The sequence below is a fragment of the Archangium sp. genome, assembly GCF_057119385.1.
On the sequence record NZ_DBNGVP010000146.1, the window covers coordinates 26,618 to 38,648 of the forward strand.

General features: G+C 70.6%; 9 protein-coding genes. 3 read left to right on the forward strand and 6 right to left on the reverse strand.

Annotated features, from left to right (window positions below):
* Positions 1-23: 23 nt before the first annotated feature.
* The 4 genes from AC16DP_RS34815 to AC16DP_RS34830 form a co-directional block, all read right to left on the reverse strand.
* Entirely contained in the window at positions 24-1,109 is a 1,086-nt protein-coding gene (locus AC16DP_RS34815) for a CgeB family protein (RefSeq protein ID WP_329731353.1), read from the reverse strand.
* A gap of 66 nt (positions 1,110-1,175) precedes the next feature.
* Positions 1,176-2,354, reverse strand: a complete 1,179-nt coding sequence (locus tag AC16DP_RS34820) for a glycosyltransferase family 4 protein (RefSeq protein WP_329731354.1) — start codon at positions 2,352-2,354, stop codon at positions 1,176-1,178.
* A 186-nt stretch (positions 2,355-2,540) separates the two neighbouring features.
* A complete protein-coding gene (locus AC16DP_RS34825) occupies positions 2,541-4,115 on the reverse strand; it encodes an ArnT family glycosyltransferase (RefSeq protein WP_329731355.1) in 1,575 nt (524 codons plus the stop codon).
* 57 nt (positions 4,116-4,172) lie between these two features.
* On the reverse strand, positions 4,173-4,982 hold the full coding sequence (locus AC16DP_RS34830) for a peptidoglycan-binding protein (protein WP_329731356.1): 810 nt from the start codon (positions 4,980-4,982) through the stop codon (positions 4,173-4,175).
* A gap of 180 nt (positions 4,983-5,162) precedes the next feature.
* Between AC16DP_RS34830 and AC16DP_RS34835 the strand changes: the two genes are divergently transcribed.
* The 3 genes from AC16DP_RS34835 to AC16DP_RS34845 all read left to right on the forward strand — a co-directional run bounded on the left by AC16DP_RS34835 (position 5,163) and on the right by AC16DP_RS34845 (position 8,671).
* Positions 5,163-5,996: a hypothetical protein gene (locus AC16DP_RS34835; RefSeq protein ID WP_329731357.1), complete on the forward strand. Its 834-nt coding sequence runs from the start codon at positions 5,163-5,165 to the stop codon at positions 5,994-5,996.
* Positions 5,997-6,092: 96 nt separating this feature from the next.
* Positions 6,093-6,806 (forward strand): DUF2381 family protein, encoded by a 714-nt coding sequence (locus tag AC16DP_RS34840; RefSeq protein WP_329731358.1) that lies wholly within the window; start codon positions 6,093-6,095, stop codon positions 6,804-6,806.
* A 17-nt stretch (positions 6,807-6,823) separates the two neighbouring features.
* On the forward strand, positions 6,824-8,671 hold the full coding sequence (locus tag AC16DP_RS34845; RefSeq protein WP_329731359.1) for a serine/threonine-protein kinase: 1,848 nt from the start codon (positions 6,824-6,826) through the stop codon (positions 8,669-8,671).
* Between the two features lie 259 nt (positions 8,672-8,930).
* On the opposite strand, the gene AC16DP_RS34850 is transcribed toward AC16DP_RS34845, so the two are convergent.
* Entirely contained in the window at positions 8,931-9,554 is a 624-nt protein-coding gene (locus tag AC16DP_RS34850) for a pentapeptide repeat-containing protein (RefSeq protein WP_329731360.1), read from the reverse strand.
* 1 nt (position 9,555) lies between these two features.
* Positions 9,556-11,169, reverse strand: coding sequence for a SitA5 family polymorphic toxin (sitA5, locus tag AC16DP_RS34855; protein ID WP_329731361.1), 1,614 nt, complete (start codon positions 11,167-11,169; stop codon positions 9,556-9,558).
* Between the last annotated feature and the right edge of the window lie 862 nt (positions 11,170-12,031).

Genomic DNA, 12,031 nt, shown 5'->3' on the forward strand with positions numbered 1-12,031 from the left:
TCCGGCTCGCCCCGAGGCACGGCTCAGCCGAGGCCCAGCGCCTGCTCCACCTGCACCGCCCGATGGGCGTACGTGTGCTCGGCGAGGACCCGGCGGCGCGCCGCCTGCCCCAGGTCCCTCACGCCGTCGTCCGTGAGACACAGCACCGCCTCGGCCACCTCCAGGCCGTCCTGCGCCACCAGACACTCGCGCCCCGGCTCCAGGAAGAGCTCGATGCCCTCCCACGCGTCCGTGATCAGACAGGCGCCCGCGCCCGCGGCCTCGAGCAGACGCGGGGCCGGCGAGAAGCCGAAGCGCGCCATGCCGTCCCGGCTGACGTCGAGCACCGAGCGCGCCGAGCAGCGCAGCACGTCATGCTCCCGGAGCGGCACGGGGCCCACGTACCGCACGTTGACGGGCCGCGGCCGGTCTCCCCAGCCCTCACCGCCCAGCAGGAAACGCTTGTCGGGCAGCAGGTCCGCGGCGCGCAGGAAGAAGGACTCCACGCGCCGCTCCAGGTCCGGCAGCCGGTCGTCCAGCAGCGCCAGGTCACAGTCGAAGCGGTGCTCGGCCCCCACCGGCTGGTGCGCCTCCGGGTCCACCGCGCTGTAGATGGGAATGCACTCGCGCGCCCCGAGGTCGCGGTAGGCCAGCACCACCGGGTCTCCCCCGCCCTGCGTGAAGACGCGGTCATAGCGCGGCACGAGCGCCCGGAACGGATCCTCCGGGTCTCCCGCCATGCGCTCCAGGGAGACGGGAGCGTCCAGGTCCCAATACACCACCTGGGTGCGGCCGGAGCGCAGCTCCAGCACGCGGGCGTTCAGCCAGTCGTCGAGGAAGCCCACGTGGCTGGCCTTCACCACCACGTCCGCTTCCCGCGCCTCCTCCAGACAGCGCTCGAGCCCGGCGGTGCCCTCCACCGAGTACACCACCACCGTGGCCCAGTCCGGGGCCACCGGCAGATCCCTGTGACGCTGACGCTCGGGGAGCGCCGGCTCGTAGAAGGTAATCTGGTGGCCCCGTGCGTGGAGGGCCTTGAGCAGGCCGCGGTAGTACGTGGCGGCTCCGTTCCACCAGGCGGAGACGAGGCTCGCGCCAAAGAAGGCGATCCGAAGTCCGTGGCTGCGCATGCGACATCCTTTCCCGCTCGAACCGGCCCCCCAGTCCGGATTCGACGCCCACCCAACAGTCGGCGCTCAGGTGGCCCGCGCCAGCTGGGGCTGGACGGCGGACACCCCCCCGGACGCACGGTCCAGGTCGGCATAGACAGCAAGGTAGGCATCCGCCATGCGATCCGGGGAGAACTCCAGTGCACGCGTCCGTGCAAGGGTGGACATCCGGCTGCACAGCACGGGCTCCGACACCAGCCGGCGCAGGGCGCGCGCGAGCATGTCCGTGTCCTCTGGTGGAACGAAGACGGCCGCGTCCTCCCACACCTCGCGCAGCGAGGGGATGTCTCCCAACACCAGCGCACACCCGGCGAGCGCGGCCTCCAGCACCGCCAGGCCCGAGGGCTCGTAGCGTGCGGGAAGCACGTAGATGGAGGCGCGGCCCATGTACCCGGCGAGCTCCGCCTGCGGCAGCCACCCCAGCGCGCGCACGTAGCGGGCCCGCACCTCGCCGCCGTCGGGGTGCTGGGAGTCGCCGGCCACGAGCACCGGCCAGTCCAGCCGGGGCGCCACCGTCTCCAGCACCTCCAGGTTGCGCGCCTCGTCCCACAGCCGGCCCGTGGCGAGGATGAAGGGCTCGCGCACGGGGCCCGGCGGGAAGTCCTCGTGGCGGCGCGCGGGGGGGATGACACCGGAGGAGCGCAGCGGCCCGTAGTGCCGCGACAGGGAGGCGAGCAGCTCGGCGGAGGGCGCCACCACGTGGCCCGCGGCACGCAGCCCCCGCGCCACCTCCCAGCGGTAGCGCATGTCCCGCTCCAGCGCCGGCTCGCCCTTCACCGCCTCCCACCACGACAGGGGGCACGCGTGGGCCACCACCAGCGGACGGCGCGTCCAGGGCAGCGCGGCGTGGCAGTAGCCGTTGAGGTGCACCGCGTCCGGCTGGAGGCGGGACTCCAGCTCCAACAACCACTCCCCCGCCGCCGCCACGTCGTCCCAGGCGTCCTCGGGCCCCTCGAGCCTCCAGGTGCTCTGCTCCACGGAGAGCCCCGGCACGCTCCGCACCTGCGCCCACTGGAGCGCGGTGAGCGGCTCGCCCTGCACGGCCAGCGTCACCTCCACGCCCCGGCGGCCCAGCGCCCGGCTCAGCTCCAGCGCGTACGTCCACACGGGGCCCGTGGTGCTCGCCGTCATGAGCACGCGGCGCACCTTCCCCGACGCGCTCGGGCGTGCGGTGACGGTGGCGGGCAGCGAGGAAAGTTGGCGCATGGCTACAAGCGGTAACACACCCGTGACCTTCCGACAGACGGGGGGGCCCCCTGAAGCCCCCGCCGCTGAACGGATCAACGTCCCGGATGCTCTCGGGTCAACGTCTCGGCCGTACGAAACCGGACAGGGTGCCCCCGTGAGCGGAAAACGTGCTTGTCACACCTTTGTACAACGCTCGGGGGTCACTCACGGGCTCGCGCGGGCACCGGCGTCGCGCCGCTCCCAGACGTCCGGGCCCCCCTGTCCCTCCGCCGGGAAGCAGCGGACGAAACGCTCGCGGAACCACTGCTGGCTCTCCCCGGAGAGCTGCCACGCGCCGCGCCACCCCAACACCACGTACCGGCAGCGCTCCAGCACGGAGCGCATGCCGCGCTGCGAGGCGCTCGCGTTGAAGGCCGCCTGCGTGCTCGCGAAGTGCTCGCCCGAGCCGAGCGCGTCCTGGAGCATCAGGGCGTAGGCATCCACCACCACGGGCACCCCGGGAAGGCGCGGGGGCAACCGTCCTCCCGTGAGGCCCCAGGCGGGCTCGAAGGCGCAGACGGGAGCATCGGCGGGCACGGCCTGGCGCAGGTACCTGCCGAGCGCCGGCAGATCGGGCGCACGGGCCCGGAGTCCTTCACGCAGGTGCCGCGCGGAGACGAGCGGCACGGCCACGGCCAGCAGCACGGGCACGGTCCGCGCCCACCTCCAGCCCCGGGCGGAGAGCCACCCGTGGAGCGCCGCCGCGCCGAGCCCCGCCAGCACCGCCTCCGAGGCGGCGAGGTGGGCGTTGTACTGGTTCCAGTAGCTCGGCGAGGCGAGGAACGCGGCCACGGTGAGGACATAGGCCCCGGCGAAGAACCGCTCGGTGGAGCGCGAGGGCGTGGAGGCGCGCAAGGAGCGCACCGAGGCCACGAGCAGCCCCAGGAGCGCGAGCCCCACGCCCACCAGCCGCCGCTCGTGGAGGATGTCGTGCAGCCGGGCGAGGCGATTGGACTCACCGTCTCCTGGGCGCAGGGACTGGAAGAGGAACACGTCCTCGAGGAAGCGCGAGGGCGAGGCGGCGACGAAGGGCCCCACCAGCAGCAGCACGGTGGCCCCCGCCGTGAACGCGAGCCCCAACTGGGAGCGCCACGCGGCGCGAGGCGAGCGGGACAGCAGCGCGGCGACGAGCCAGATTCCCCCCAGCACCTTCACCGAGATGGCGAGGCCACAGAGCACACCGGCCCCGAGCCAGCGGCGGGAGGCACGGCCATCCTCGGGGGCATCGAGCCAGACATTCGCCAGGGCCAGACAGGCGAGGTTGAGCACGGGCTCCAGGAAGGGGCCGCGCTCGACGATGACGAGCTCCGGATAGGAGGCGTAGACGAGCGCCGCCACGAGGCCCGCCACGGGGCCCCAGGCGCGCAGGGCGAGCCGGCCCACGAGGAAGACATTGAAGGCCCCGACACTGGCGGCCAACCACCGGGCGAGCACGAAGCAGGAGGCCGCGTCCCACCCGGAGGCGAGCACGGCGGCGGGGCTCCACAGCAGCAGCGAGCCCGGAGGGTGGACGAAGATGAAGTCCCGGTACGGCAGCAGCCCCTGGAAGAGCAGCGCCGAGGCGGTGAAGTAGACGCCCTCGTCGTAGTCCACCGGGTAGCCGAAGGCGCCATGCCGGTTGAAGAAGGGCAGGACGCGGAGCAGCCACGCGCCCACCGCCACCGCGGCCAGCACCCACCACCCACGCCGGTTCCAGGTGCCGTCCTCCGGGACGGACGATGACTGCGAGATCGGGCTCATCGAGACGGGCGCGGAGCGTAACAGCGGGCGCCAGCGAGCCCAAGCACGGCGCTCGGCTCAGTGGGTGAGGACCTCGAGGGCGCGCCGGTAGTAGGCCTCGCGCTGGGCGAGCCCGTTGAAGCCGCCGTTGATGCGGCGGGTGATCTCCCGGAAGTCGCCCGCGTCCGCGAGCGCGTTGAGGCCCCGGCTCGTCCAGAACCAGGCCGCGACGCGGAAGCCCACGTCGACATCGGCGGCGCGCTCGGGGTGCTCCTCCAGCTCGAGGCGCAGGGCGCGGCCCGCGGCGCGGTAGTTGGTCCGGCCGGTGAGCTGGATGGGACCGCGGCCCTTGTAGCGCCGGCCATCGCCCCATTGCGTGTTGCCCAGGTCCCTGCGTCCCTCGTAGGCCTCACCGGAGGCGAGCTCCTCGAAGTAGCGCAGCTCCCCGCTCTCATGGGCGAGCTGGGCGAGGAAGGCCGCCTGGCGCTGCGGGGTGAGGATGTCCGCCTCGACCATGGCCGCGTCGAGGTACGGCAGACATTCATGGGCACGGGCGTCCGACAGCCTGGGCATGATCTCCCGGAGCTGCTTCTCATTGAGCCGCACGCTGATGGGGACCTCGGGAGGCTCACCCTGGACGTGGACGCCGAGCGCGGTCCAGGTCCGCGTCCCGACGATGCCATCCGCGACCAGGCCCCTGGACTGCTGGAAGGCCTTCACGGCGGCCTCGGTCCTCCGGCCGAAGACGCCATCGGCCACCCCCGCGTCGAAGCCAGCCTCCAGGAGCCTGCGTTGCAGCTCGGCGACCTCCGGGCCGCGCGACTCCAGCCGCAATTCGCGAGGCGTGGTGGAGGATTGAAGGGACGAGATATCGAGCGAGGGGGGCATCAGGAACCTCCGGGTGGGACGCCACATCCACGGTGGAGTGGGACCGGCGGATTCGTGAGCGGCCCTCGGGTGGGACCGCACCACGCATCATCTCCTCTACCAGCGAGCAACAGAGCAAACGGTTGGACGGCCCGCTGCTGATGATGTCCCCTGATGCCCCCCACTCGCGCAGGTGCAGCCATGACATACCAGCCCCTTCCCTACGAGCTGTACGACACACAAGAGGCGATTGGGAAACAATGGGTCGCACATCCCGCTCCGGAGCACAGGCGGCTCCTGGCATTGGCACGAGATGCGCTCTGCTTCGTCTACGCGACTGGCCAACCGTATCGCTTCGAGAACTTCCGCAGGGGTCTCGAAGCCGACGGTCACCCGCCACCCGGCACCTTCGAAACACCTGGAAATGACTTCGCGAGTCTTGAGGAGCAGCTGAGCAGCACGAGGGAGTTCCTCACGAGGCGACGCGACGAGGCCGATACCGCCCGGGACAAGGAGGTGCTCCAGGCCATCGTGGACACACTCCACTTCATCTCCGCGACCGGGCAGCACCGCGCATTCAATGAGTATCTCGAGCACATCGCGGCGGATGCACCTCCGTATGTCATTGCCTCGTTCGGCACGAAGGCGGAGGCGGAAGCATGGCTCGAGAATCAGCCCATTCCTCCCGATTCCGCCAGTGTGCTGATCGCAGACGCCTATCACTGGGTCGTCCATGACGAGCGGGTGGGCATCTTCCGTCTGCCGCGCATCCGCGACCTCGAGCACCACCTCGCCGATCTCAAGAAGAGACATCCCCCCGCAGCCGTCGCCTCCTTCACCACGCGAGAGGAGGCAGAGGCATGGTGGAAAGCGCAACCCACGCCCGCCAGATGGGCCTGGGTGTCCATCGCGGGTGAGCCCTCCCTCGCGGTGTATCACCCCAACATCCAACACCGCGCCCTCTACCCGCTCTCCCTGGCCGATGGGTACGAGGTGGACGAGGAGGATGAAGAGGTAGAGCCCGGCGAGCCGTAGCGGCGCGGGTCCAGGCGTCCCGCCCGCCTTCGGGGCGAACAGCTCCGCGCATTCCGGCTTGACCTCGCAGGTTCTGCGGCGGGAAGGTCCCGGCGCATGCTGCCCACCCTCTGCGGTCACCTCGCCCTGCTCGCCGCCTTGTCCGCGGACCCGCCGGACCTCCCGCCTCCCCAGGTCATCCCCTCGCGACCCCTCCCGGCACAGGAGGTGATTCCCGAGGTCACCTCCCCAGCGGCCCCCACGTTCCGCTTCATCCCCCCGCTCGACCCGGCGGCCCTCGCGCAGCGGAGCGGTGAGCCGGTCCCGCCCCCCGTCACAGCCGAGCCCGGGAGTGCACGGCCCGAAGCCATGCGCATCGAGGTGCCCCAGGTCCATCCCGAGGACGCCCACGTCCGCGAGGAGCCGGGGTTGCTCGCGCGGCTGGTGCTCTCGGGACAGTTGCTCCGGGGCGGCGTCACCGTCGCGAGGTGGACGGCTCCCAGCGCGCCAATCCCCGAGGCCCCACTCTTCGTCAAGGAGAGAACCCTCTACCTCGCCAGGACGCTGGCCGTGGTGGCCATGACGCTGGAGCTGTCCCCGGCCGCCACGAGGCCCTGGGTACCGGGCGAAGCGTGGCTGCTGGATGCGCGAGGTGGCGTGGTGGGCCGCTTCCCGGTGTGGATGGAGGGGAGACAGCTCGGCCCGGGAGAGAGCCGCCCCATGGTCATCGAGGTGGAGCGCGTCCCTGGCACGCAGCCCAGGGTGCTCCGGCTGGAGCTGCGGGAACGAGACGGTGGGCCCACCGTGCAGGCCGGAGAGCTGAAACTGTGAACGGGGAGCGATTGAACATGAACGGGCACATCCTGAACGTGGCGTGGCTCGAGCCCGGCACGGTGGTGGCCGGCTGGCGTCTCGGTGAGAGGCTGGGGTTGGGAGGCTATGGGGCCGTCTACCAGGCGGAGTCGGTGGAGCAGCCAGGCACCTTCTGCGCCATCAAGGTGTTCCTCAACCCCGCGGACGTGCGCGCCGGACGCGAGGCGGCCCTGCTCATGGACAAGGCGGTGCACCCCAACGTGGTGCGCTGTCTGGGCACCGGCCGCTGGCCCCACCCGGCCCGGGGGCACCCCTTCCTGGTGCTGGAGCTCGTCCCCGGCCTGCCCCTGCACCTCTGGGTGGAGCAGAACAACTCCGACTTCGCGCGCGTGGCGTACGTGGGCGCGGAAGCCGCCCTGGCGCTGGGCACGCTGCACAAGCGGGGCGTCCTGCACCGCGACCTCAAGCCCGAGCACCTGCTCGTCCGGGAGACGGACATGCGCCCCGTGCTGGTGGACTTCGGCTCGGGCGACTACGAAGGGGCGGGCACGCTCACCGAGACGCCGCTGCCTCCGGGCACCGCCCACCTGCGCAGCCCCGAGGCCGCATGCTTCTGGCTGGCCCGGGAGGACAACCCCCGGGCGCGCTACACCTACGGCCCGGCGGACGAGCTGTACGCGCTGGGGGTGTGCCTGTACCGGGCGCTCACGGGGCACTATCCCTTCCCGCCCGGGGACATGAAGTTCATGCTGTACCTGGACATCGCGCACCGGGAGCCGGTGGCGCCCATCGACGTCAACCCCCGGGTGCCACGTGCCTTCAGCGACGCCGTCATGCGGCTGATGGCCCGGCATCCCGAGGCGCGCTACCGCGATGGTGAGGAGACGCATGCGGCCCTGCTGGCGGCCGTCACCTTCGGAGGGCGCGAGCCCTGGGAGGCCAGCGTCTTCGCCTGGGACGAGTCACCCGACGCGTCTCTCCCGGAGGGAGCGGCCACCTCCCAGCGGAGCATCCGCCGCCCGCCTCCGCCTCCCGTGCGGGAGCAGCCCCCACCGTCCCCGCCCGCGCCCTTCCCGGAGCGGCCCCCGCGCTGGCGCAAGGCCCCGCTCGCCGGGCTCGCGGCCCTGGTGGCCCTCGCGGCGTTGGTGCTCCTCCTCACACCGCAGGTGAGGAATCCCTCGCACTCCCACCCCACTGCCGAGGTAGCCAGGAAACACCCGCCCGCAGCGGTTCAGGAAGTGGCGCCCGGGACAGACGCGCCGGACACTGCGCCCACCGCGGCCCCGCCCTCCCCGGCGGAAGTCGCCCCCGCGGCCCCCCCTCCGGTGCGACAGAAGGATGATGCGTCGATGAAGAAGAAGAACGGACCTGAGAACTCCGATGCCTGGAAGCGAGCGCTGCTGATCTGCCTGGTCCAGGGCGGAACCGCCTGCGCGGGCGCCCAGCTCAAGCCCCAGCGGGGCCCCTGCCCTCCCGAGGCCCTCGCCGCCATGAAGTCCCTGAACATCGACATCAATGATGGCCGGGATGCCTGGCTCGATGTCACCAAGCCCCTTGCGCTCGGCGGGGACAATTACGCGGACGGCCCCGTCCTCAGCACCTTCATGGACGACTTCGGCGATCTGCCCGCGGGCTCGGTGCTGTACGGCCGGCTGTGGGTGACCGGCAACGGGACGGACAACGAAGGGCGCAAGCAGATCTTCGGCCGCTGGGACAAGGCGAAGCTGCCGGATGGACGGGTGGTGCCCGTGTGCTTCAACCTGATGAACCCGGACGGCGTGTATGAGTCCACGGGGGGGCCCCCCGGCTACGCGCGGCTGCCGCGCAACATCACGCTGGTGGCCGTGGACCGCTTCGTCTTCGAGGAGTGGGCCCCGCGCTAGGAGCCTGTCGGAATATCCCCACGACCCACTCCCTATAAGCTCCCAGGTGCTCAACCTCCAGCGGGACGCCGCGAGCCCTCAACACACTGCCGACGGCAACCCCGGCCCGGAGGTCTCCTCGGGCCGGGGTCTTCTTTCGTCAGCCTCCGTCCAGCCCAGGGAGTGGAGGTGCTGGAGGGGCCGCGGGGTGCGCCTCCCGCCCAGGTGTGGGGCTCGCGCCAGACTCTCCTGTCAACAAGCCCGCGCGGTAACACCTCCCTCACCGCACGATGAAGTCGAACCGCTCCACTGCCGACCTGAACTCCTCAAGTGCCGCCCCCGAGCGCTTCGCCTCCGCCGGCGCGTAGAGCGTCACCGCGGACGTGCTGGGCTGTTCCTTGAGCGGACCCTCCAGGGTCACGGGGATGAAGTCGCCCGGCCACGGAACGCGCAGCAGCTCCCGCCCGTGCTTGATGGGGTCCACGATGGTGAAGCATGGCCACTTCGGGAGCCGGATTGTCCGCATGTCGCAGCCGTGAAAAACGCACTGGTCGAGACGAGCCTCGGAAAAGTCACAGTTCGCGATCCCGCCGTGCTCCCACCACCTGTCCACGCCGACCCGCTGGCCGAACCTGATTCCAGAAAACCGTCCTGTGAATCGGCAGCCCTCAAACCGAATCGACGTCCAACACTGCTCTACAACCTCTCGCTTTGCCGTGATGGTGCAGTCGAGCAGCGTGCCCCACATCGGAACCAACTGCCGCCGCCCAACGCCGATGACGAGCGTGCAGCGTTGCAGCGTCACGTTGGGCCCCAGCCAGTAGATGGCCTCCTTGCTGGTGAGTTCCAGTCGCTCGCCCTGGATCTCCCGCTCTTCGTAGTGAACGTTGGAGCTTTCGTGCATGTCAGAAGAAGATCATACGAAAGAAGGAACTCGCCATCCGCCGCCCGTGAATCTCGAAGTTCGAGTCGGTACCCGACAAAATCTCGTAGCCGAACTTCTGACCAGGTGGCCCGGCCACATCAACACCCCGGGGCTTCCAGTCCAACTTCGGGAAGAGGATCCGCAGCTGCTCCTCCACCCACCGTCCACGCGCTTGGCGCTCGAGCAGGTTTGCGCGGTGCACCAGCCCCCGCTGGAGCATTCGCCTGATGGCGGCCTCCACCTTGGGTGAGTAGTGCTCTGGACCCCAGCGCGAGGCCACCTGCTTCGCCGCCGCCTGGAGCTGGTCACCCAAGGGGTCCGAGGCAGGAATGTCATTGACGGATACGCCTCGTGAGAGGTGCCACCGCTCTCCGTTCCTCTCTACCTGCCTGTTGCCACCGCGGTGCCGGTACACCTCTTGGGTGGGTGACCCGCTTGAGCTGGCGCTCACCGCGCTGTTGCGGCTCATCATGGCGCCAGCGAGGGCACCCTCGGGTCTTACCGTGACCGCCAGGGCACCTTCGGCCGAGACCACAACCGCCTCGACCCGTTCCAACCGCGCCACCACCCACGTCGGCCCTCCTTGCCCTGCGAGCTGCACCTGCGCGAGCCGAAAACCCGGCAGTGAGCGCAGCGCCGACCCCACCTCCGCCAGCGTTCGCCCCGCCAGGGCCGTCACTGCAATGATCATCGCCCTGGCCGCGTCCGTCCCCAGCACCTTCGCGAAACCCTCCCCGGCCTCGCGCAGCTCGTCGAAGGTGGTAGCTACCCGCGCCTTCATGACGAGCTCCGCCCAGCCGTCCATGAGGCCCCACACCGTGTCGATGCCCAGCCAGGCCACCAGCGCCACCGTGAGCACGGCCGCAACACCCTTGGTCACTGGCTCAGGCAGTAGCCACAATCCGAGATAGAAACTCGCCGTCCACAAAAGCGACGTGAGGAGCACCTTGGGGCTCACCTCGCGGCCCAGCGCCGCGTACGTCTCGTCCAGGACCGAGCCGAACGCGAGGGCCAAGGCCAGCGTGCTCCGGTCGTCCGAGCGCAAAAAGGGGCCATCCTCAAACAGCCCGAGGCAGTCGCCCCCCCCTCGTACGATGCAGAATCGCTCGTACCTCGCGCGCAGCTCGGCCTCGGCCTGGGGCTCCAGTTCGACAGCTCCCCACTGCTGCTCTGGGAGGATGGCATACACCCGCGGCCGGCCCCCCTCATCGCGCGGCCCCCCCTCCGCGGTGAACGTGCCCCCAGCCTCAACGTCCGAGACTGGCCGTACCTCCCGGGCCTGGCGCAGCGACTCCTGCACCTTGAGGACCTCCGCAGCGGCCGCTTGGGGCCCGCCCTCGAGCTGGCGCCCTCGCGCGAGGCGCTCCACATTCTCTCGAAACTCAGCATGGGTGATGGGGACCGGCCGCGTCCTCACTTTCCCGGGTGCAAGCACCACGACGTCCAGAACAACCGCGCCCTCGAGCCCGGGCTCTGTTGCGGGCCCAGGCCGGGCCTCGGCCTCCTCGGATGCCTCTGCCCAGGTGCGGCTTCGCCCCGCGTTCATGCCCGTCATCGGCGCCTGCGTTGCGCACGCCGCGAAGAGGAAGAGCACGATGAGCGAGAAGGCCCCTGCAGGCGCCCACCTCGGCGGGCCCCCCGTCCTCCCTCTCCGAGCATCGAGCTGCGTACCTCCGCCCTCCCCCACCCCAGGACTTCGGTACTCATTCGCCATGGCGCTGGCCTCTCCTCCGCGTGAAATGACCCTGGAGGATAGGATGCGGGACGCCCAACCATATAGGGGGAGCGCGGCCCTCGCGGGGGCAGCCGCCCTCTCCCTCTGGGGCTCACGGAGCAGTTCCATCTCGACCTGGCCGAGTACGACGAGCGCCCCGTGACGCCGCAGGAGGTCCTCCTCCACCGCGGCCGGGCCCACCTCTTCTCCCTCGACCTCCGCCACGACGGGCTCCGCCACGGCGTGCTCATGCGCAAGCTCGCCGCGCTCGCAGGCGGCGCCCTCGAAGGACTTCACCTTGGAGGCACTCCAAGCCCGAGACCTCATCCCAGAGAACTCTCCACAGCGCCTCGCCTCGGTGGCGGAGAAGTTCGGCCGCGAGCCCTCCGGGGGGGGTAGCACCACCCCCACCGCAGTACTCCGGTGCTACTTCGGCCTGGTGGAGTGTCTCCCCGCGCTGGTCGTCCGAGGGAGTTTTCCCCCCTGCAACGTGTCGAGGTGGAGCGCCTGGGGTGCAGTGAGCCGGCGGGCCTCGGCCTGCGCATGACCCACTGGTCCACGAGGAGCCTGGCTCGCGTTGCCCGCCACAGGGGCATCGCCCCTATCCGACAGGCTCCTAGTGGACTGTCCGACAAGTTTTTCAACATAGTCAGGACAGGTGCCGGTCCACCCACGAGTGCATCTTGGCGCGAGTCCAGGACCAGGTGAAGGGGTGGGCGTAGAGGCGGTTGTACTCGGGCCA

Coding starts and splice junctions, on each gene's coding strand:
- AC16DP_RS34815 (WP_329731353.1), bottom strand. CDS start 1,109: ATGCGCAGCCACGGACTTCGGATCGCCTTCTTTGGCGCGAGCCTCGTC.
- AC16DP_RS34820 (WP_329731354.1), bottom strand. CDS start 2,354: ATGCGCCAACTTTCCTCGCTGCCCGCCACCGTCACCGCACGCCCGAGC.
- AC16DP_RS34825 (WP_329731355.1), bottom strand. CDS start 4,115: ATGAGCCCGATCTCGCAGTCATCGTCCGTCCCGGAGGACGGCACCTGG.
- AC16DP_RS34830 (WP_329731356.1), bottom strand. CDS start 4,982: ATGCCCCCCTCGCTCGATATCTCGTCCCTTCAATCCTCCACCACGCCT.
- AC16DP_RS34835 (WP_329731357.1), top strand. CDS start 5,163: ATGACATACCAGCCCCTTCCCTACGAGCTGTACGACACACAAGAGGCG.
- AC16DP_RS34840 (WP_329731358.1), top strand. CDS start 6,093: ATGCTGCCCACCCTCTGCGGTCACCTCGCCCTGCTCGCCGCCTTGTCC.
- AC16DP_RS34845 (WP_329731359.1), top strand. CDS start 6,824: ATGAACGGGCACATCCTGAACGTGGCGTGGCTCGAGCCCGGCACGGTG.
- AC16DP_RS34850 (WP_329731360.1), bottom strand. CDS start 9,554: ATGCACGAAAGCTCCAACGTTCACTACGAAGAGCGGGAGATCCAGGGC.